Origin of the sequence: Streptomyces cinnamoneus (assembly GCF_014650495.1) — a bacterium.
Taxonomy (GTDB): Bacteria; Actinomycetota; Actinomycetes; order Streptomycetales; family Streptomycetaceae; genus Streptomyces; species Streptomyces cinnamoneus.
The window spans coordinates 346,561-365,098 of the sequence record NZ_BMVB01000005.1 but is presented as its reverse complement, the minus strand read 5'-3'; the positions used below and the strand labels follow the sequence as shown (position 1 = coordinate 365,098).

The following is an 18,538-nucleotide window of genomic DNA, read 5'->3' as shown; positions in this document are numbered from 1 at the left end:
ATGAAACACCCGAGGATCGTCCGGCCGCTCGCCTGGTGTGCGGCGCTGGTGCTGGCCGCCACCGCCTGCTCCGGGGAGGACGCGCCGGCCGGGCACGCCGCAAAGGCGTCGGCGCCCCCGCTGACCGGGACACAGCTCGTCATCGCCACCGGCGTGGACGTCACCGGCAAGAACGGCATCCGCAAACGCCTGGTCGACGCGTGGAACGAACTGCAGGAGAAGGATAATTCGCCCTACCGCGCCCGTGCCGTCATCCTGCCCGGCTCCGCGGACCTGCAGCGGAGCCAGCTCCTGGCGGCGCTGCAGTCCGGCAGCGCCGGCTACGACGTCGTGAACCTCGACGTCACCTGGGTCCCGGAGTTCGCCGCGGCCGGCCTCGTCCGGGAACTGCCCAGGAACTACGCCGACGACGGAGACGTCCTCACCGAGGTGGCCGCCACCGCCCGCTGGAAGGGCAAGGTCTATTCCGCGCCCTACAACAGCGACGTCGGCCTGCTGTACTACCGACGCGACTACCTCGTCGACGGCGCGGGGATCGACGGGAAGAAACTCGCCGCGCTCGCGGGCAAACACACGACGTGGGACGACGTGGCCCCGCTCATGGACGCGGTGGACGCATGGGCGCGGGCCGACAAGAGCGACAAGTCGAAGAACTACCGGAGCGCCTGGACGAGCCAGCTCGGCGCCTACGAAGGGCTCACCGTCAACGGCACCGAAGCCTTCGCCTCCGCCGGTGCACGGCTCACCGACGAGGACGGCGACTACTCCGCCTCGCCGCAGCAGCTGACCAAGGGCGTCGCGGAATTCCGGCGGCGGACCGAGAGCCCGCACACGCTCGACGACGCCTTCGAATCGGACGAGGCCGGCACCCTCAAGGACTTCGCTGAGGGCCGGACGGCCTTCCTGCGCCACTGGCCCTACGCCTACCGGACCCTCCACGCAGCCCTGGGCAACGACAGACTCGGCGTCGTCCCCCTGCCCGGCGCGGCCGCACTGGGCGGCCAGAACCTCGCCGTGGCCGCCAACCCCGCCATGCCCGCGGCACGGGTGAAGAAGGCCCGGGAACTCGTCGCGTTCCTCACCGACAGGACCAGCGAACGCTGCCTGCTCGACGCCGGCTTCGCGGCGACCCGCAAGTCCGCCTACACGGACTCCGGCACCTCCTGCGACGACCACCGTGCGGCGCCCAGCGCATCGGCGCCGTCCGAGGGAGGCGGCGGCGAGATGCCGCGCGACGCGTTCCGGCGCCCCCTGTACGCCCGCGACACGCTCCTGCCGGCCCTGGAAGCGGCGGCCCTGCGCCCGCGCACACCGCTCTACGGGGCGTTCACCCACGCCTTCACCAGGGAACTGAGCAGGCTGCACACCTCGGCGAAGGCCCGGTCGGCGTCCGACGAAGACGCCGCGAAGGAACTGGACGCGGCACTCCGCAAGGTCCTGCCGAGCGGCTGAGACAGCGCTTCCGCACCCGGCCGCCCCAGTGTGAAGAAAAGACCACACCGACGGGTACAGCTTCCGCGAACCCCGACCGCGGCACGCCGCCGCTCGCTACTGTGCCCGCACGTTCCGCATCAGCGGCGCAGCAGGAGGGGGAGCAGCCGATGCCCAACTTATTGAGAGTGCCGCTCGAAAGCGGCGGGGCCGTCCTGGTCGAGGTCGACGACGACCCCCAGGCGGTCGTGCGGGTCGCGCGCGGTGCAGGACCCGTGCCGCACGCCACGGAAACCCTGGAACGCGGGCTGGACAGCGTGCGGGACGCAGCCCACGCCGTCGTCGGCAGGCTCGCCGACCTACCCCGCCGGCCCAACAAGGTCATCCTCGAACTGGGCCTGAAGCTCTCGGCGGAGACCGGCGTCTTCCTCGCCAAGACCGCCGGCGAAGCCTCCCTGACGCTCACCCTGGAATGGGACGAGCAGCGCCCCGACGCGCTGCCGCTCACCCGGGCCGTCACCGCCAACGGCGCTGCGACCGCGGTCGGCTGACCGCAGCGACGCGAACGAACAGCGAGAAGAAGGAAAGCCGCTCCATGCCCGGACCCGCGCCGAACCCCGGCGTCGCCCGGCTCTGGTCGCCCGGCGCCCCGGAGGGGGCCGGCTTCCTGGCCGCCCCCCGGACGGTCCTGACCTGCGGACACGTCATCTCGGCCGTCGTGGGGGAGCCCGATTCGGTGCCCCTGCCCCCCGGGCTGACCGTCCAGCTGGACTTCCCGCTCGTGGGGGCGGCCCGCCGGCAGACCGCGACACTGGTCCGGCACGTACCCGTCGCCGACGACGGCACGGGTGACATCGCCGTGCTCTCCCTCGCCGAGGACCCGCCGCCCGGAGCAGAGCCGGTCCTGCTGCTGGACGTGGACACGGTGCGGGACCACCCCTTCACCGCCTTCGGCTTTCCCCCTGGCGGCGACGACGGCGGCGTCTGGTCGTCCGGAAGGATCGTCGACGAGCGCGGCCGCGGCTGGGTGCAGATCGAGAGCACCGGGGCCTGCGAGATCGTCCAGGGATTCAGCGGCGCCCCGCTGTGGGACGACCACCTCAAGGGCGTGGTCGGCATGGTCGTCGCCACCGACCGGCGCTTCCAGGGCCGGGCGGCGTACGCCATCACGGCCGACGTGCTGATCGACGCCCATCCCGAGCTGCGCCGCTACGCGACCCTGCCGTCGCCGTTCCGGGGGCTCATGCCCTTCCGGGAACAGGACGCCGCGCACTACTTCGGGCGCTCCACCCAGATCAAGGAACTGACCGAGACGGTGACCACGTCCGTCGTCGTCCCCGTCATCGGGGCGTCCGGAGTCGGCAAGTCCTCGCTCGTCCAGGCCGGCCTCTTCCCGGAGCTGCGGCGGCGCGGCGACTACAGCGTGGCGACCCTGGTCCCCGAACCGGCCGTGCGGGCGGAGTACATGCTCGCCTCCGCCCTCCTGCCCCTGCTCGACGCCCTGCCCGAGCAGGACAGTGCCGACGTCACGGAACGACTGGACCGGCTGGCGCACCGGTTACGGGACGGAGCGGCCGCTCCCGTCGTCAAGGAGGCCCTCAGCCGCTCCGGAACGTCCCAACTCCTCCTCCTCGTCGACCAGTTCGAAGCGCTCTTCCGCTGCCCGCCGGACGCCGCCGACGCACTGGTCGACCACGTCGTCCGCATGACCGAGTGGCGGACCGTGGACGGCGGCCCGCTCGTACGCCTGGTCTTCACGCTGCGGCTGGACTTCCTCACGTCCCTGCGCCGCTTCCCGGTGCTCGACCGTGCCTGCGAGACCTCGGCGTTCTTCGTCAACAAGCTGTCCAGCGAGCAGCTCCGCGACGTGGTGCTCTCGCCGGTGGACTCCTTCCACGGTGCCGTGCGGTTCGAGGAGCGGCTGGCGGAACGCCTGCTGGACGATGCCGGGAGGAGCCCCGGGGCCCTGCCCCTCCTCGAATTCGCCCTCACCCTCCTGTGGGAGCGCCAGCTCCAGGGAGTGCTCACGCACGCGGCCTACGAGGACACCGGCCGCGTCGCGGGCGCCCTCGCGACGCATGCGGAACGGGCCGTCAAGGAACGGCTGGGAGACCTGCAGGACGGAGTGCGCCGGCTGTTCGTCCAGCTCGTCCGGCCGGGCGACGGTGCCGCCGACCACCCCGTCGACACCGGACGCACGGCACGCCGCCCCGAACTGCACCCCACGTGCTGGGAAGCGGCCCAGTACCTGGCCGTGCAGCGTCTCGTCCACCTCGACCGGTCCTCCGACGGCGTGGAGACGGTCTCGCTCGCCCACGAAGCGCTGCTGGAACACTGGCCCACGCTGCGCTCCTGGGTCGACGCGGACCGGGACTTCCGCATCTGGCAGGAGCACCTTCGCGCGCGGATCAGCCGCTGGGAACTGAGCGATCACGACCGGGCCCTGCTCATGCGCGGCCCGGAGCTGCGCGAGGCGGAGAAGCGCCTGCGCGACGACCGGCAGGACGACATCCCCGAGGGCGAGCGCGCGTACATCCGGGCGAGCACGGAACGGCGGCGGCGCCGGCGCTTCCACGGGGCCCTCGCGGCGACGGCCGTCGTCACGGCGATGGCGGTCCTCGCCGGTGCCAGCCTCGCGACCGTACGCGACAACAGGGCGGCGGAGCTGGCGAGCGGGCTCGTGCAGGAGGCCCAACGCCAGGCCGCGTCCCGCCTCGAACCCTCGGCCCTGCTGTCCGTGGCGGCGTGGCGGACCGCTTCCACCCAGCAGGCCCGGGACAACCTCTTCGACCGCTACCTGGCCGACGCCCGCTACGACGCCGTGCTGCCCGCGCAGGGGACCGTCGCGGCCACGGCACTGGACGACTCGGGGCAGGTGATCGCCGTACGGACCGACTCCGGCAGGCTGACGGTCTGGCGCGTGCCGGCGTCGGGGGGCGGGATCTCGTCCCTGGCGCAGAGGGAGCACGTCTCGGCCGTGGCGGTCAGCCCCGACGGCACGCGGCTGGCCCTCGGCGGCGACGGGAACCGCATCAGCCTGTGGGACACGCGCAGCCGCAAGGTCGTGCTGACGCTCCAGGGTGCCCCCAGCACCGCCGGCAGGGATGCGGGCGTCGACGAGCTGGCCTTCGACCGCACGGGACACCGCCTCCTCTCGCACCCTCCCGAACAGACCACGGCACAGGTGTGGGACCTCGACCGGCCCACGGTCCCGGCGGTCGCCCTGCAGGCGCCCACCGGGATCGAGGGCGGGGCGCGGAGTTTCGCCTTCGACGCGAGCGGGGACCACGTCGTGGCGCAGCACCCCACCGGCGTCCTGGTGTGGAACGCGCGCAGCGGCCGTCGCGTACCGAGGAAGGAGCCGGACTACGGCGGGGACGCCCCGGTGGAGTGGTCCGTCTCCGGGCCCCGCCCCGTCGTGGCCGAGTGCATCGGCGACCGGTGGCACGTCACCGACCCGGCCGCCGGCAGCACCGACGCGCGCATCGCCCGGACCATCCCCTGCGGCATCGGAGACGAGCCGCTCGCCGTGTCGGACCGTGTCGTCGTGGCGTACCGGAGGGACACGGTGACGGTCTACGACGCGCGCGGCGGTCAGCAGCTCGGTGCATTCACCGGCGGCGACGCCCCGCGCGGCCGGTACACCAGGTACTCCCTGGCCAACGGAGGCCGGAGGGTCGTCTTCGCCCGTGGCACGGAGGTCCTGGCCGTGTCCGCCCCCACGCCCGATGCGCTGGGCGCCGCCGACTGGACCATCAACGCGCCCCCGGCCGACCGGTACGGCGACGCGGAGGCGGCACAGTTCTCCCCCTCGGGCCGCTACCTGGTGACCGTGGCCCAGGGAAACCCGGTCACGCTCTGGGACCCGGCCACGGGACGCCGCATCGCCGAGAACGCCACGCGGGACGGCGGCATCCCGGCCCACGCGGTCTTCGACCCGGCGGAGAAGACCCTCGCCGTGAGCGACCTGACGGACCCGACGGTGACGCTCTACAGCCTGCCGGACCTCCACGTGCTCCGCCGGCTCCGCGTCGACGTGGCCGACGGGACCCCGCCCGACGCCGCGTACGTCGCCGGACTGGGCTTCGGCCCGCGCGGCCTCTTGACCGTCCTGGCGGGCGGCGCCGTCTCCCAATGGGACACCACGACCGGACGGCGGACCGGGCAACCGCTGCTCTTCACGGACAACGCGGCCGTCGACCAGCGCCGCTACTCCACCGCCATGGCGGTGGACCCGCAGTCCGGACGGGCCGCCCTGACGACCCCCGACCGCCGCGGAGCCGAGGTGTGGGACCTCCGGGCCCGGCGCCGCATCGCGGTGCTCGTGCCCGACTTCACGGCACAGCTGCTCGACTGGCACCGGGCCGTGCGGTACAGCCCGGACGGCAAGCGCCTCATGCTGGTCGGCCAGGACGGGGAGACGGAGATCAGGGACGCGGAAACCGGCCGCCGGCTGATCGCCGTCCCCGCCGCCCCGGCCCGCTACACGGCCTTCCTCGCCCACTCCGAACGCGTCGTCAGCATGCGGCCCGACGCCTTCGAGGTGTGGGGGCCGGAGGGCCTGATCGCACGGACCCGCACACCGGCGGCCGCTCATGTGCGGGCCGTCGTGCCGTCACCCGACGGCGAACGGATGCTCCTGACCACCGGCAAGGACATGGACGTGAGATTTCTCCTCGGACCGGCGTCCCCCGACGCCTGGGCCGCGAGCCTGTGCTCGCGGGTCACGCGCGACATCTCTCGCAGCGACATGGGAACGGTGCACTACGGAACGCTGGAACGCTACGTGCTCGGGGTGACGGCATGCGAGCGCGGCTAGCGGCCCGGCTCGCCGCCCTCGGCGCCTGCCTCCTGCTGACGGCCTCGTGCACGGCGGTGAACGGCACCGCCAGCCGTCCCCGCCCCACCGGGTCCCGTTCCCTGTGGAACCCGTCGGCCGGTCAGCCGCCGTCGTCCGGCACGGCCGCACCCTTCGACGTGGACGCCGTGCTGCTGCGCATCAAGCGGCTGGGGTTCACCGCCGACGACGAACCCGGCGTCCTGAGGAAGCTCCGCGGCCCTTTCCGGGCGATCCACAGCCATTGCACGGGCAGCGTCGACGGCCACTGCGTCATCGTGCTCTTCTTCCACGGCAACGACTACGTGGGCTACGACGCGCACGGCACCGGCAGTTCCAGCGTCGTGTCCCAGGACGGGACGACGGTCACGATCTCGTACCCGCACTTCAAGCCGGGGGACCCCATGTGCTGCGCGTCGGGCGGCACGCGGGAGTACCGGGCGCGGTGGACGGGCCGGAAGGTGACGTTCTCACCCCCGCTGCCGGCCAATCCCAACTACGAGGAACCGTCGCCGTAGAGCGCCAGCCGGTCATCCCGGCACGCTGCGGAAGGCGCGCCGGTAGGCGTGCGGGCTGGTGCCGACGAGGCGTTTGAACCGGTCGCGGAAGGCGGTGGGGGAGCCGAAGCCGACCTGCGCGGCGATCCGGTCGACGGGGTGGCCGGTGGTCTCCAGCAAGTACTGGGCCTGACGGATCCTGGCGCGGTGCAGCCACTGGAGCGGGGAGGTGCCGGTCTGCTCCCGGAAACGCCGGTTCAGCGTGCGCACGCTCATGCCGGCCTGCGCGGCGAGGTCGTCGAGGGTGAGGTCCCGGCGGGTGTTGTCCTCGATCCACCGGAGCAGGGGTTCCATCACCGAGCCGCGGGGCGCGGGCGGGTGGTCGTGGACGATGAACTGGGCCTGGCCGCCCTCCCGTTCCAGCGGCATGACGGCCTGGCGGGCCGTGTCGGCGGCCACGGCCGAGCCCAGGTCGCGTCGGATCATGTGCAGGCACAGGTCGAGCCCCGCGGCGGCTCCGGCCGAGGTGAGCAGTTGCCCGTTGTCCACGTAGAGCACGTCGGGGTCGACGTCGACGGCGGGATGGCGCGCGGCGAGCAGTGCGGCGGCCGCCCAGTGGGTCGTGGCCCGGTGGCCGTCCAGAAGTCCGGTGGCGGCCAGGACGAAGGCGCCCGAGCAGATCGAAGCGAGCCGGGTGCCCCGTGCGGCGGCGTCCCGCAGGGCGTCGAGGGCGTCGTCCGGTACGGGAACGTCGAGGTCACTGACGCCGGGAAGGACGATGGTGTCCGCCTCCGCCAGCGCGTCCAGCGACCAGGGAGCGCGCAGCGTGAACGCCCCGGCGTCGACGTCCTCGGCGGGGGCGCAGACCCGGACCCGGTAGGCGGGGCGTCCGTCGGGCAGCCTGGTGCGTCCGAACGCCTCGACCGGAGTGGACAGGTCGAAGGGGATGACCCCGTCCAGGGCGAGAACGGCCACGGTGTGCATGGCTCAACCCTAGAGGGCCGCCGCGAACCCGTCGCGCGGCGTATCGCCCTCCGGCCCTCCCTATGTGCTGGTCACAGCCCATCCGGGCCTGTCTGGCCAGAATCCGTTGGCATCTGGCATTTCAGCCACTACTGGGGCGTCCGGACGGTCACTAGCGTCGGTGTCCGTGCCCCGCCGGGGGCACCCTTCCCGCAGAAATGGACTCCCTCCGCATGCTGTGTCAGATCGTGCTGTACGACGGCTTCGACCCGCTGGACGTCGTCGCCCCCTACGAGGTGCTGTTCGCCGGCGGAACGGCCGCGCCGGGCGCGCTCCGCGTCGAGCTGGTCGCGGCCGAGGGGCCGCGCGACGTGCCCAGTGGCGCGGGACTGCTCTCGCTGCGAGCCACCGCCGCCCTCGACCCCGAACGCGCCGACCTGGTGATCGTGCCGGGAGCGGTCGGCCGGTTCGACGCCCCCTCCGACGCGTACACCCCGGGGCACGAGGACTCCCTTCCCGCGCTGCTCGGCCGTGCGCTGCAGACACGGCTGCCGGCTCTGCTCAAGAAAGGCATCGACCGGCCGGGCCTGACCACGGCCACCGTCTGCGGCGGCTCCTTGCTCCTGGCCCTGGCCGGGCTCATCGACGGCCGGCCCGTCACCACCCACGCCATGGGCCGCGACATGCTGGACGCCACCGGCGCCGTCGCGATCGACGCGCGGGTCGTCGATGACGGTGACCTCGTGACCGGCGCGGGCGTCAGCTCCGGTCTGGACCTCGGCCTGTACCTGCTGGAGCGTGAACTCGGCCCCCGCATCGCCCATGCCGTCGAGCAGGTCTTCGCCCACGAGCGGCGGGGCGTCGTATGGCGTGCCACCGGTCCCGTCCCCGCGAGCTTCCGCGCCGACGTCCCGCCGCAGGACCCGGAGAACCCGTGACGAAACTCCTCCTCACGCTCCACGTCCTGGCGGCCGTCGTCACCGTCGGTCCCGTCACCGTGGCCGCCGGCATGTTCCCGCCCTCCGCCCGGCGTGCTCTGGCCGCCCCGGGCGATGCGCGGGCTCTGGCCACGGTGCTGACCCTGCACCGCATCTGCCGGGTGTACGCCGTGGTCGCCGTCGCGGTGCCGGTGTTCGGCCTGGCGACCGCCAACACCATGCACGTGCTGGGCAGCCCCTGGCTCATCACCTCGATCGCGCTGACCGTGGCCGCCGCGGCCGTACTCGCCGCCGTGATGCTGCCGCGGCAGAGCGCCCTTCTCGCCGCACTCGGGGACGGGGAGCGGGTGCAGCAGACCGGGGCCGTCGCCCGGGCCGCAGGGCGACTTGCCGTGTACACGGGGATGTTCAACGTGCTGTGGGCCACCGTGACCGTGCTGATGGTCGTCCGGCCCGGGTCCACCACCGGAGCGTGATCGCCGGTCAGCCGGGAAACGAGCCGAGCGCCGGCGCCGCGGTTCCGGGGCGGCCGGCGGCCCGCAGGCCGCTGCCGGGCCGCCGGCTCGGGGGCGGGTCGCGGTGCACAGGGGTGCGCGTGCCGGTGAGGGGGCGCCCGGTGCCGCCGTGGCGCTCGGCGACGATCTCGGCGGCGATGGACAGGGCGGTCTCCTCGGGCGTGCGGCCGCCGAGGTCGAGCCCGATGGGGGACCGCAGCCGCGCCAGTTCCCGCCCGGTCAGGCCTGCTGCGCGCAGCCGTTGCAGGCGCTCGTGGTGGGTGCGGCGCGAGCCCATCGCGCCCACGTAGGCGACGGGCAGGCGCAGCGCCCGTTCCAGGAGCGGTACGTCGAACCGGGCGTCATGGGTGAGCACGCACAGCACGGCCCGGGCGTCGAGCTGCTGGGTGTCGAGGTAGCGGTGGGGCCAGTCGACGGCGATCTCGTCGGCCTGCGGGAAGCGCCGGCGGGTCGCGAAGACGGCCCGGGCGTCGCACACGGTCAGGTGGTAGCCGAGGAACTTGCCGACGCGCACGAGTGCCGAGGCGAAGTCGACGGCGCCGAAGACGATCATGCGGGGTGGCGGTGCCGTCGTCTCGATCAGCAGCGTCGTCGCCCCGCCGCACCACGAGCCGTCGGTGCCGATCCGCACGGTGGACGTGCGGCCGGCGTCGAGCATCGCGCGGGCTGCGTCGGCGGCCGCGCGGTCCAGCCGTACGTCCCCGCCGAGCGAGCCGCTCGGCGAGCCGTCCGGTGAGTCCTCCGGCGAGTCCTCCGGCGAGTCCTCCGGCCGGACGAGCAGGACGTGGCCGAGGAGACCGGCGGGACCGTCGAGAGCCCGCACGACGGCCACGGCCTCGCCCCGGGCGGCGGCCGCGAGCGCGGTGGCGAGCGTGCCGGCGTCGGGGGTGCCGGCCCGGACGGGGGTGACGAGGACGTCGATCGCACCGCCGCAGGAGAGGCCGACGGCGAAGGGGTCGTTCTCGTCGTACCCGAAGCGTTCGAGCACGGACGCGCCGGTGGCCAGCGCCTGGCGGCACAGTTCGTACACCGTGGCCTCGACGCATCCGCCGGAGACGGATCCGGTCGCCGTGCCGTCGGCGTCGACGGCGAGGGCGGCGCCGGGCTGCCGGGGCGTGCTCCCCCGGGTGGCCACCACGGTGGCCACGGCGAAGTCGCGCCCCTGCGCGCACCACTGGGTCAGCTCGGGGGCGATGTCCAGCACGGTGATGCTCCTGATGCCGATGCTCGTGATGTGGTGCGAACGCGGCCGCGGCCGGGCCCGACGGCGCTACAGCAGGTCCTCGATGGTGAGGGGCAGGCGGCGCACGCGGGTGCCGGTGGCGTGGAAGACCGCGTTCGCGATGGCGGCGGGGGTGCCGGGAATGCCGAGTTCGCCGCATCCCTTGGTGCCGTTGGGATTGGTGGGATCCGGGCCGCCGACGAAGTGGACGTCCAGGTCGGGGATGTCGGCGTTGACGGCGACGAGGTAGTCGCCGAGGGTGCCGTTGGCGATGCGCCCGGTGCGGGGTTCGGTCACGGTCTCCTCCAGCAGGGCCATGCCGATGCCGCCGACCGTGCCGCCGATGAGCTGGCTGCGGGCGGTCTTCTCGTTGAGGATGCGTCCGCAGTGCGCGGCGGTCACCAGGCGGGCCACCCGGATCACCCCGAGGTCCGGGTCCACGTGCACTTCGGCGAACTTGGCGGCGTAGGGGCCGGTGGGGACCACGGGCCGGTCCTCGGCGGGCGCCTCGGCCGACCCTTCGGCGGTCAGCTCCTCCCGCCGGTGCCGGGTGAGGACCGCCTCGTAGCTCTCGCCCCCGCCGCCGTCCTTGCGCACGATGCGGCCGTCCTGCACCCGTACGTCGCCCTCGCCGGCGCCGTGCAAGGGCGATCCGGAGTCGTCACGGACCAGGTCCAGGAAGGAGCGGATCAGGTTCCGGGAGGCGGCGTGGATCGCCGAACCCATGCTGCCGGTCAGCCCGGAGCCGCCCGCCGAGGGCGCCTGGGGGAGGGAACTGTCGCCCATCACCATGCGCACCCGCCGGAGCGGCAGGGCCAGCAGCTCTGCGGCCAGCTGGGCCATCACCGTGTACGTGCCGGTGCCCAGGTCCATGCCCGCGCTCCCCACCACGGCGTGGCCGTCGCGCCCGATCGTGATCCGCGCCGAGCACGGCGGCTGGTAGAAGAAGAACGACGTTCCGGCCATGCCGTAGCCCACGAGCGTCCGGCCCCGGCGCATGGAGCGCGGCTCGGGGACGCGGCGTGACCAGCCGAACTTCTCCGCGCCGACGCGGTAGCACTCGCGCAGGTCGTTGCTCGACCACTGCTGCCCCGTCACCGGGTGTTCCCCGGCGTAGTTGCGCAGCCGCAGTTCGAGGGGGTCCATGCCCAGGTCGTGGGCGAGTTCGTCCAGCGCGCACTCCAGCGCGAAGTTGCCCTGGCCGTCACCGGGGGCGCGCATCGAGCCGGGCGAGGGGACGTTCACACGGACCTGGACGTCCCGGGCGGAGAGGTGGGGGCTGGCGTAGCCCGACAGCGAGACCCTGGAGACCATCTCGGTGTTGACGTCGCACATCGAGAGGGTCTGCCGCGCCTCGTGGTCGATGGCGGTGATCCGCCCGTCGCGGGTGGCACCGAGCCCGATCCGCTGGACGGTGTCGGGGCGGTGCCCGACCGACGTGAACATCTGCTTGCGGGTCAGCACCAGTTTCACGGGGCGTCCCACGTGGCGCGCGGCGACCGCGGCCAGGACCGTGTGCGGCCAGGTGCGCAGCCCCGAGCCGAAGCCGCCGCCGAGGTAGGGGGCCAGGACCCGGATGGTGTCCTGGGGTGCCTTGAGCGTCGCCGCGAGGTCGGCGCGGGTGCGGGAGGGGCCCTGGGTGCAGTCGTGGACGGTCAGTTCGTCGCCGTCCCAGGAGGCGACGGTCGCGAACGGGCCCATGGGATGGTTGGTGTTCACGGCCGTGCGGTAGGTCTGTTCGATGCGCACGGGCGCCGCGGCCAGGGCCGCCGCGACGTCGCCCGTTCCGTCGTCGCTGCCGAACGGGTCGTGGACGTGCTCGGCCTGCGGGTCGTCGATGTCCACGACGGGCGTGGCCGGCGCGTACTCGGTCCGTACCAGCAGGGCGCCCTCGGTGGCCTGCTCGAAGGTCTCGGCCACCACCACGGCGACGGTCTGGCCGTGGTGGACGATCCGGTCGCTCTGCAGCGGGGGCGGTGGCAGCGTCGCCTTCCGGTCGCGCGCCTCGTGCAGTTCGGGGGCGTTCTCGTGGGTGATGACCGCGAGCACGCCCGGTGCGGCCTTGGCCGCGGAGGAGTCGACGGCGGTGATGCGCCCGGCACCGACGGTGCTCTGCACCAGGACGGCGTGGGCGAGGCCCGGGCAGTCGTGGTCCGTGGGGTAGGCGGCACGGCCGCTCACCTTGACCCGCGCGTCGACGCGGTCGATCCCCTCACCGATGTCGGGGTGGGCCATGGTTCTAGGACTCCTCCGCCAGGGTGCTCAGCATCCGTACCACGGCTCTCCTGCCGAGTTCGATCTTGAAGCCGTTGCCGGACTGCGCCACGGCCCCGCTCAGGGCCGCCTCGGCGGCCGCTGAGAAGACCTCCGCGTCCGGTGCGGCGTCCCGCAGCAGTTCCTCGGCCCGGGGCACGTGCCAGGGAACGGTGCCGACACCGCCCAGGGCGAGGTGCGCCGCGCGGATCCTCCCGTCGTCGATCACCAGGGCCGCCGCGACGGAGGCGAGCGCGAACTCGTAACTGGCACGGTCGCGGACCTTCAGGTAGCCCGAGCGGGCCCCGGGTGGCAGCAGCGGAATCTCCAGGTGGGTGATCAGTTCCCCGTGCGCGAGCACGTTCTCCACGTGCGGGGTGGAGCCCGGAACGCGGTAGAACTCCGTCAGCGGCACCACCCGCTCCCCGTCCTGCCCCCGGACGCGCACCGAGGCGCCCACGGCGAGCAGGGCGACGGCCACGTCCGAGGCGTGGGTGGCGATGCACGCGGGGCTGGTGCCCAGGACCGCGTGCATCCGGTTGAAGCCGTCGACGGCACTGCATCCGGCGCCCGGTTCGCGCTTGTTGCAGGCCACGCCCGGGTCGCGGAAGTAGCGGCAGCGCGTCCGCTGCAGGAGGTTGCCGCCCAGGGTGGCCATGTGCCGCAACTGCGGCGAGGCGCCGAGCAGCAGCGCCTGCCGCACCAGCGGCAGCCGGCCGGCCACGACCTCGTGCGCGGCGAGCTCCTCCATGGTGGTCAGGGCCCCGACCACGAGCGTTCCGTTGTCGCTCGTGACGTCGCGCAGGGGCAGTCGGGTGATGTCCACCAGCCGGCCCGGCCGGAACACCTCGTCCTTCATCAGGTCCACCTGCGTGGTGCCCCCGGCGAGGTAGGTGGCGTCAGGGTCCGCTGTGACCTCCGCGACCGCGTGGTCGACGGTGGTGGCCCGGACGTACGCGAAGCTACGCATCGTCACCCCTGCCCGCCACTTCGCGGATCGCGGCCACGATGTTCGGATAGGCGCCGCAGCGGCACAGGTTGCCGCTCATGAACTCGCGGATGTCGTCGTCGGAGCCCGCCCGGCCTTCCTCGATCAGCGCGACGGCCGACATGATCTGCCCCGACGTGCAGTAACCGCACTGCAGGCCGTCGTGCTTGACGAACGACTCCTGCAGGGGATGCGGTGTGCCGTTCTGCTCCAGCCCCTCGATCGTCCGCACCGCACGGCCGTCGGCGCTCGCGGCGAGGGTCAGGCACGACAGCACGCGTTTGCCGTCGACGTGCACCGTGCACGCCCCGCACTGCCCCTGGTCGCAGCCCTTCTTCGTACCCGTCAGCTTCAGCGAGTCCCGCAGGGCGTCCAGCAGCGTCGTGCGGGTGTCCACCTCGATCCGGTGCTCGGTGCCGTTCACCCGGAGGACGACCGGCACGCGGACGACCGGCCGGGCCTGCGGCCCGGGCGACACCCGCGCCTGTGGTGCAGAACCATCCATGGCCACCGCCAACCTCCGTGCGCCTGCTGTCGCACGTTCCGTGGAACAGAAAACTGCCTCTATCGGTAGATAAGTCGCAAATCACCCAGAGGGTCGGGTGTGATCTTACGTGCGCGTGCGGGAGCGGGGGGCGAAGACACGTCGGCCCCCGGGGATGTCCTCGGAACCGCCTGCGCCGCACCCGGCCCGCCGCCGCCTCGTCTCGTAGGCGAAGACCGCGGCCGGTGCCGACTGGTGCGGCCGTCGGGGTGCTGAGGCCGGGCCGCGGTCAGCACGGGCCGCGGGCAGCACGGGCCGCGGGCAGTGCGGGGCCGCGGCCCGGTGGTGTCAGCGGTCGGCGACGGCGCGGTCGAGGAGGTCGCGCAGGGTGCCCTGTTCGACGGGGGACAGGCCCCGGAGGGGGGAGCCCTCGGCGAGCAGGCCGAGGAGGCGCTCACGGAGAGCCGTGCCCTCCGCGGAGAGGACCAGCTGCTTGGCGCGGCGGTCCGTGGGGTGGGGGCGACGCTCCAGGAGACCCTGGCACTCCAGCTTGTCGACGACGAAGGTCGCGTTGGAGGGCTCGCACCCCATGCGGCCGGCGAGCTCGCGCATCGTCATCGGGCCCGTGAGCTCCCGCAGCGCCGTGGCCTGAGGGGCGGTCAGGTCGAGGCGGGACGCGCGCTCGCGGACGTGGTCGGAGATGCGGCGGGCGAGGTCGTTCACCAGGCCGCAGAGCTGGCGTTCGGCGAGGGTCTGCGGTTCCTCGGGTGTCATGTCCCCCATTCTAGCGAACCCCATCAAGCCAGTATCTTTCCAGCTTGAATCATTCAAGCTGGAAGCTTATGCTGACGATCAGCCGATGGTCGATCGGCCGATCACTTCACCAAGGGACGGGACATGAGCAACTCCCAGCGCATTGACGACGAGCAGCTGCGGGACGAGCAGCTCCGGCTGCGGCGGCCGGCCGGCATCCGCTCGCTGCAGCTCGGCGAGGTGAAGGTCACCTACGTGCCCGACGGCGCCGTCCGGCTCACCCCGCGCGGCTGGCTGCCCGCGACGACCGACGAGGTGTGGGCGGAGCACGCCGCATACCTCGACGAGACCGGCCACCTGGTCGCGAGCGCCGGCGGACTGCTGGTCGAGCACGGAGACCGGGCCTTGCTCATCGACGCGGGCGTCGGCCCGCTGTCCGTCCCGGCCGAGCCGGGCAACGCCGTCGGCGCCATCGAGGGCGGCGCACTGCTCGACAGCCTGGCCGCCATCGGCCGCGACCCGGGCTCCATCGAGGCCGTGGCCTTCACCCACCTCCACACGGACCACCTCGGCTGGGCCTACCACCCCGCCCCGGGCACGGACGGGCCCGCCTTCACCTCGGCCGACTACCTCATCTCCGAGCCCGAGTGGACGCACCGTCACCTCGCAAAGGAGCACGGCACGAACGAGGAGATCCTCGCGGCCCTGGAGCCCCGGGTGCGTACGGTGACCGACGGCGACGAGATCTTCCCCGGCGTCCACGTCATGCTCACCCCCGGTCACACGGCGGGCCATGCCGCCTACGTCATCACCGGTGGCGGCCGTCGCCTGATCGCCTTCGGCGACGCCCTGCACTCGCCGGTCCAGATAGGCCACCCCGAATGGGCGGCGACCGTCGACCACGACACGGAACAGTCCACGGCCTTCCGGCGTCGCCTGGTCGAGGAGATGGCCCGCCCCGACACGGTCGGGTACGGCATGCACTTCGCGGACGTCGTGTTCGGCCGCGTCGTGCACGGGGCTGCGGGGGAGGGGGCGACGTGGGAGCCCGTCGACGCATGAGGGCCGGGACGGCCGCAGCCTGAACGCCGTCCGTGGAACGCCGTCCGGTGAACGGCGTCCGTGGAACGGCGCGAGGCCCGGCTCCCTCACCCTGAGTGGGCGGGGATCCGGGCCTCGGTCGCTGACGCGGTGCTGGGCCTCAGGCTCAGACCGTGCCGGACTTCGCGATCGTGATCTTGGCCGACGTGGCGCCGCTGCGCGAGCCCAGGGCCTCGATCTTCTTCACGAGGTCCATGCCCTCGACGACCTCGCCGAAGACGACGTGCTTGCCGTCCAGCCAGTCGGTGACGATGGTGGTGATGAAGAACTGCGAGCCGTTGGTGTTCGGGCCCGCGTTGGCCATGGAGAGCAGGCCCGGCTTGGTGTGCTTGAGCTGGAAGTTCTCGTCCGCGAACTTCGCGCCGTAGATGCTCTTGCCGCCGGTGCCGTCGCCGCGGGTGAAGTCGCCGCCCTGGAGCATGAAGGCCGGGATCACGCGGTGGAAGCTGGAGCCCTCGTAGCCGAAGCCGTGCTGGCCCGTGGCGAGCTCACGGAAGTTCTGGGCGGTCTTGGGGACCACGTCGTCGTACAGCTTGAAGACGATCCGGCCGGCGGGCTCGTCGTTGATGGTGATGTCGAAGAACACATTGCTCATGAGCACAGCCTGACATCTCTGGTCACCGGAGTGCACACAGGCCCGGTGTTTTTCCCTGCGGGCCGCCCGCTCGGGCCCCCGCCAACAGAGGGGCGCCCAGCGGCGGAGCCTACCTGCTCAGGCGTCTGCGGACGGCCGGAGCGCGAGCCCCGGCCGGAGCGTGGCGCCCCATGGAATCGGCGAGTTGGATCACAGGGGGTCGCCCCACGTCGCCGTGATGACAAAACGATGAGATGTGTGGGTGTGTGTGCCGACGCCCCCGCCACCCGTCCGACCGCCCCGCACCACCGGGCCAAACTGAGAGCGAGCTCACAACGACACCCGGCAGCCGGAGGCTCCTTCCCGCGGAGCCGGTGAGCCACATCACTAAGGAGAACCCTAGGGACGCGCGTGGGAGGGTTCTGGGACGTTACAGCCCTTTCCCCCGCATTTTCCTCTGACGAAGAGGTCCCACGGTTCATGACGCAATCGCAAGAAGCCGAACAGCACTTACCGCGGCCCTTCCCCACGGCACGCCCCTCGGGCTGCCCCTTCGACCCACCCGCCCCCTTCGCGCAGGCACGCGAGGAAGGCCCGATGACCCCGCTGCTCTACCCCGGCGGGCACATCGGCTGGCTGGTCACCGGCCTGCAGACCGCACGGGCCGTCCTGGGCGACACCCGGTTCAGCTCCCTGCCGGAAGGGAAGCGCGACCCGGTGAAGGAGATCAGCAACCAGCTGAGCCCCGACGCACTGCCCACGGGCATGTTCGTCAACATGGACCCGCCGCAGCACACCCGCTACCGCCGCTTGCTGAGCAAGCACTTCACCGTCCGGCGGGTACGGGAGCTCCGGCCGCGCATCCAGGAAATGACGGACCGCCTGCTGGACGGGATGGAGAGCGCGGGCGGGCCCGTCGACCTGGTGACGGCCTTCGCCAAGCCGCTTCCCACGCTGGTCACATCGGAGCTGCTCGGCCTGCCGGAGGAGGACCGGGCGGAGTTCGGGCGTCACGTCGACGTCCTCTTCAGCCTCTCCACCAGCAAGGAGGAGATGAACCAGTCGCTGATGGGCCTCGGCGCCATGCTGAACGCCCTGATCGTCGCCGCACGCAAGGACCAGGGCCCCGACGTCCTCGGCAGACTCACCGCCGAGACGGACCTGACCGACGAAGAGCTGCTCGGCATCACGATCGTCCTGCTCATCGCCGGGCTGGAGACCACCACCAACATGCTGGCGCTGGGCACCTACACCCTGCTGCGCCACCCCGACCAGCTGGCCGACCTGCGCGGCGACTGGTCCCTGATCGACGACGCCGTCGAAGAGCTGCTGCGCTACCTCAGCGTGGTGCAGGTCGGTCCGCTGCGCGTCGCCGCCGAGGACTTCGCGTTCGAGGGGCTGTCCATCCGCAAGGGCGAGGTCGTCGCGGTGTCGCTGCCCGCCGCCAACCGTGACCCGCTCGGCTTCGACGACCCCGACACCTTCGACATCCGGCGCGGTGTGACGCGTCACGTCGCCTTCGGCAGCGGTCCCCACCAGTGCATGGGCCACCACCTGGCCCGCCTGGAGCTGGCCGTCGGCTACGAGTCGCTGCTGCGCCGCTTCCCCCGGCTGGAGCTCGCCGTTCCGCCGGAGGAGATCGGTACCCGGGAGATGATGGTCACGTACGGCGTCCTCGGACTGCCGGTGCGGTGGTGAGGCGGTGGCCCCCATGCGGATCGAGATCGACAAGGACCTCTGCTGCGGCGCGGGCACCTGTGTGCGCTTCGCGCCCGACGTCTTCGACCAGGACGACGAGGACGGCACGGTGATCCTGCTCGACGCCACCCCCGGCGACGAGCAGCGCGCGGCGGTGGAGAAGGCCGCCGAGGGGTGCCCGACGGCGGTCATCAGCATCACCTGACCGCGGCGCTCCGGCCGCCCGGCGGAAAGCAACACCCACGAGGGTGAGCGTCCTGCCCCACGGGTACGGGGAAGGAGTC

At 72.7% G+C, this 18,538-nt stretch carries 16 protein-coding genes; 9 read left to right on the top strand and 7 right to left on the bottom strand.

The annotated features are described in order from the left end of the window. From IE182_RS10465 to IE182_RS10450, 4 genes are all read left to right on the top strand, one after another. Nucleotides 1-1,452 carry an extracellular solute-binding protein gene (locus IE182_RS10465; protein ID WP_190109418.1) on the top strand — a complete coding sequence of 484 codons (1,452 nt, stop codon included), beginning with the start codon at nt 1-3 and terminating at the stop codon, nt 1,450-1,452. Nucleotides 1,453-1,601: 149 nt separating this feature from the next. Next, nucleotides 1,602-1,982: a CU044_2847 family protein gene (locus IE182_RS10460; protein ID WP_190109417.1), complete on the top strand. Its 381-nt coding sequence runs from the start codon at nt 1,602-1,604 to the stop codon at nt 1,980-1,982. A 44-nt stretch (nt 1,983-2,026) separates the two neighbouring features. Then, nucleotides 2,027-6,250 carry an nSTAND1 domain-containing NTPase gene (locus IE182_RS10455; RefSeq protein ID WP_190109416.1) on the top strand — a complete coding sequence of 1,408 codons (4,224 nt, stop codon included), beginning with the start codon at nt 2,027-2,029 and terminating at the stop codon, nt 6,248-6,250. Next, nucleotides 6,235-6,786 carry an LppP/LprE family lipoprotein gene (locus tag IE182_RS10450; RefSeq protein ID WP_190109415.1) on the top strand — a complete coding sequence of 184 codons (552 nt, stop codon included), beginning with the start codon at nt 6,235-6,237 and terminating at the stop codon, nt 6,784-6,786. Before IE182_RS10455 ends, IE182_RS10450 begins: the two co-directional genes overlap by 16 nt. A gap of 12 nt (nt 6,787-6,798) precedes the next feature. Here the strand turns inward: IE182_RS10450 and IE182_RS10445 are convergent, their stop codons facing one another. Beyond that, a complete protein-coding gene (locus tag IE182_RS10445; protein ID WP_190109414.1) occupies nt 6,799-7,749 on the bottom strand; it encodes a GlxA family transcriptional regulator in 951 nt (316 codons plus the stop codon). Between the two features lie 212 nt (nt 7,750-7,961). On the opposite strand from IE182_RS10445, the gene IE182_RS10440 reads away from it, so the two are divergent. Beyond that, the gene (locus IE182_RS10440) at nt 7,962-8,666 is read left to right on the top strand and encodes a DJ-1/PfpI family protein (RefSeq protein WP_190109466.1); all 705 of its coding nucleotides are present in this window, start codon (nt 7,962-7,964) and stop codon (nt 8,664-8,666) included. Further along, nucleotides 8,663-9,142 (top strand): DUF2269 family protein, encoded by a 480-nt coding sequence (locus IE182_RS10435; RefSeq protein ID WP_190109413.1) that lies wholly within the window; start codon nt 8,663-8,665, stop codon nt 9,140-9,142. Before IE182_RS10440 ends, IE182_RS10435 begins: the two co-directional genes overlap by 4 nt. 7 nt (nt 9,143-9,149) lie before the next feature. Here the strand turns inward: IE182_RS10435 and IE182_RS10430 are convergent, their stop codons facing one another. From IE182_RS10430 to IE182_RS10410, 5 genes are all read right to left on the bottom strand, one after another. Beyond that, complete coding sequence (locus IE182_RS10430; protein ID WP_190109412.1) at nt 9,150-10,385, bottom strand: XdhC family protein; 1,236 nt, start codon at nt 10,383-10,385, stop codon at nt 9,150-9,152. A gap of 66 nt (nt 10,386-10,451) precedes the next feature. Beyond that, nucleotides 10,452-12,638 carry a xanthine dehydrogenase family protein molybdopterin-binding subunit gene (locus IE182_RS10425; RefSeq protein WP_190109411.1) on the bottom strand — a complete coding sequence of 729 codons (2,187 nt, stop codon included), beginning with the start codon at nt 12,636-12,638 and terminating at the stop codon, nt 10,452-10,454. A 4-nt stretch (nt 12,639-12,642) separates the two neighbouring features. After that, complete coding sequence (locus IE182_RS10420; RefSeq protein WP_190109410.1) at nt 12,643-13,626, bottom strand: FAD binding domain-containing protein; 984 nt, start codon at nt 13,624-13,626, stop codon at nt 12,643-12,645. Continuing rightward, nucleotides 13,619-14,149 carry a (2Fe-2S)-binding protein gene (locus IE182_RS10415; RefSeq protein ID WP_190109409.1) on the bottom strand — a complete coding sequence of 177 codons (531 nt, stop codon included), beginning with the start codon at nt 14,147-14,149 and terminating at the stop codon, nt 13,619-13,621. The genes IE182_RS10420 and IE182_RS10415 overlap by 8 nt, the downstream gene beginning before the upstream one ends. A 327-nt stretch (nt 14,150-14,476) precedes the next feature. Further along, the gene (locus IE182_RS10410) at nt 14,477-14,902 is read right to left on the bottom strand and encodes a MarR family winged helix-turn-helix transcriptional regulator (RefSeq protein ID WP_190109408.1); all 426 of its coding nucleotides are present in this window, start codon (nt 14,900-14,902) and stop codon (nt 14,477-14,479) included. Nucleotides 14,903-15,025: 123 nt separating this feature from the next. On the opposite strand from IE182_RS10410, the gene IE182_RS10405 reads away from it, so the two are divergent. Next, the gene (locus IE182_RS10405) at nt 15,026-15,943 is read left to right on the top strand and encodes an MBL fold metallo-hydrolase (protein ID WP_190109407.1); all 918 of its coding nucleotides are present in this window, start codon (nt 15,026-15,028) and stop codon (nt 15,941-15,943) included. A 145-nt stretch (nt 15,944-16,088) separates the two neighbouring features. Here the strand turns inward: IE182_RS10405 and IE182_RS10400 are convergent, their stop codons facing one another. Further along, the gene (locus IE182_RS10400; RefSeq protein ID WP_190109406.1) at nt 16,089-16,577 is read right to left on the bottom strand and encodes a peptidylprolyl isomerase; all 489 of its coding nucleotides are present in this window, start codon (nt 16,575-16,577) and stop codon (nt 16,089-16,091) included. A 576-nt stretch (nt 16,578-17,153) separates the two neighbouring features. On the opposite strand from IE182_RS10400, the gene IE182_RS10395 reads away from it, so the two are divergent. After that, entirely contained in the window at nt 17,154-18,254 is a 1,101-nt protein-coding gene (locus IE182_RS10395; RefSeq protein ID WP_229844714.1) for a cytochrome P450, read from the top strand. A gap of 13 nt (nt 18,255-18,267) precedes the next feature. Beyond that, nucleotides 18,268-18,459: a ferredoxin gene (locus tag IE182_RS10390; protein ID WP_190109404.1), complete on the top strand. Its 192-nt coding sequence runs from the start codon at nt 18,268-18,270 to the stop codon at nt 18,457-18,459. Nucleotides 18,460-18,538: the final 79 nt, after the last annotated feature.

What these genes read in the sequence shown, in the direction of transcription:
- IE182_RS10405 (WP_190109407.1), top strand. Translation starts at nt 15,026, where the DNA reads ATGAGCAACTCCCAGCGCATTGACGACGAGCAGCTGCGGGACGAGCAG.
- IE182_RS10420 (WP_190109410.1), bottom strand. Translation starts at nt 13,626, where the DNA reads ATGCGTAGCTTCGCGTACGTCCGGGCCACCACCGTCGACCACGCGGTC.
- IE182_RS10390 (WP_190109404.1), top strand. Translation starts at nt 18,268, where the DNA reads ATGCGGATCGAGATCGACAAGGACCTCTGCTGCGGCGCGGGCACCTGT.
- IE182_RS10415 (WP_190109409.1), bottom strand. Translation starts at nt 14,149, where the DNA reads ATGGATGGTTCTGCACCACAGGCGCGGGTGTCGCCCGGGCCGCAGGCC.
- IE182_RS10465 (WP_190109418.1), top strand. Translation starts at nt 1, where the DNA reads ATGAAACACCCGAGGATCGTCCGGCCGCTCGCCTGGTGTGCGGCGCTG.
- IE182_RS10400 (WP_190109406.1), bottom strand. Translation starts at nt 16,577, where the DNA reads ATGAGCAATGTGTTCTTCGACATCACCATCAACGACGAGCCCGCCGGC.
- IE182_RS10395 (WP_229844714.1), top strand. Translation starts at nt 17,154, where the DNA reads ATGACCCCGCTGCTCTACCCCGGCGGGCACATCGGCTGGCTGGTCACC.
- IE182_RS10440 (WP_190109466.1), top strand. Translation starts at nt 7,962, where the DNA reads ATGCTGTGTCAGATCGTGCTGTACGACGGCTTCGACCCGCTGGACGTC.
- IE182_RS10445 (WP_190109414.1), bottom strand. Translation starts at nt 7,749, where the DNA reads ATGCACACCGTGGCCGTTCTCGCCCTGGACGGGGTCATCCCCTTCGAC.
- IE182_RS10450 (WP_190109415.1), top strand. Translation starts at nt 6,235, where the DNA reads ATGCGAGCGCGGCTAGCGGCCCGGCTCGCCGCCCTCGGCGCCTGCCTC.
- IE182_RS10455 (WP_190109416.1), top strand. Translation starts at nt 2,027, where the DNA reads ATGCCCGGACCCGCGCCGAACCCCGGCGTCGCCCGGCTCTGGTCGCCC.
- IE182_RS10410 (WP_190109408.1), bottom strand. Translation starts at nt 14,902, where the DNA reads ATGACACCCGAGGAACCGCAGACCCTCGCCGAACGCCAGCTCTGCGGC.
- IE182_RS10460 (WP_190109417.1), top strand. Translation starts at nt 1,602, where the DNA reads ATGCCCAACTTATTGAGAGTGCCGCTCGAAAGCGGCGGGGCCGTCCTG.
- IE182_RS10425 (WP_190109411.1), bottom strand. Translation starts at nt 12,638, where the DNA reads ATGGCCCACCCCGACATCGGTGAGGGGATCGACCGCGTCGACGCGCGG.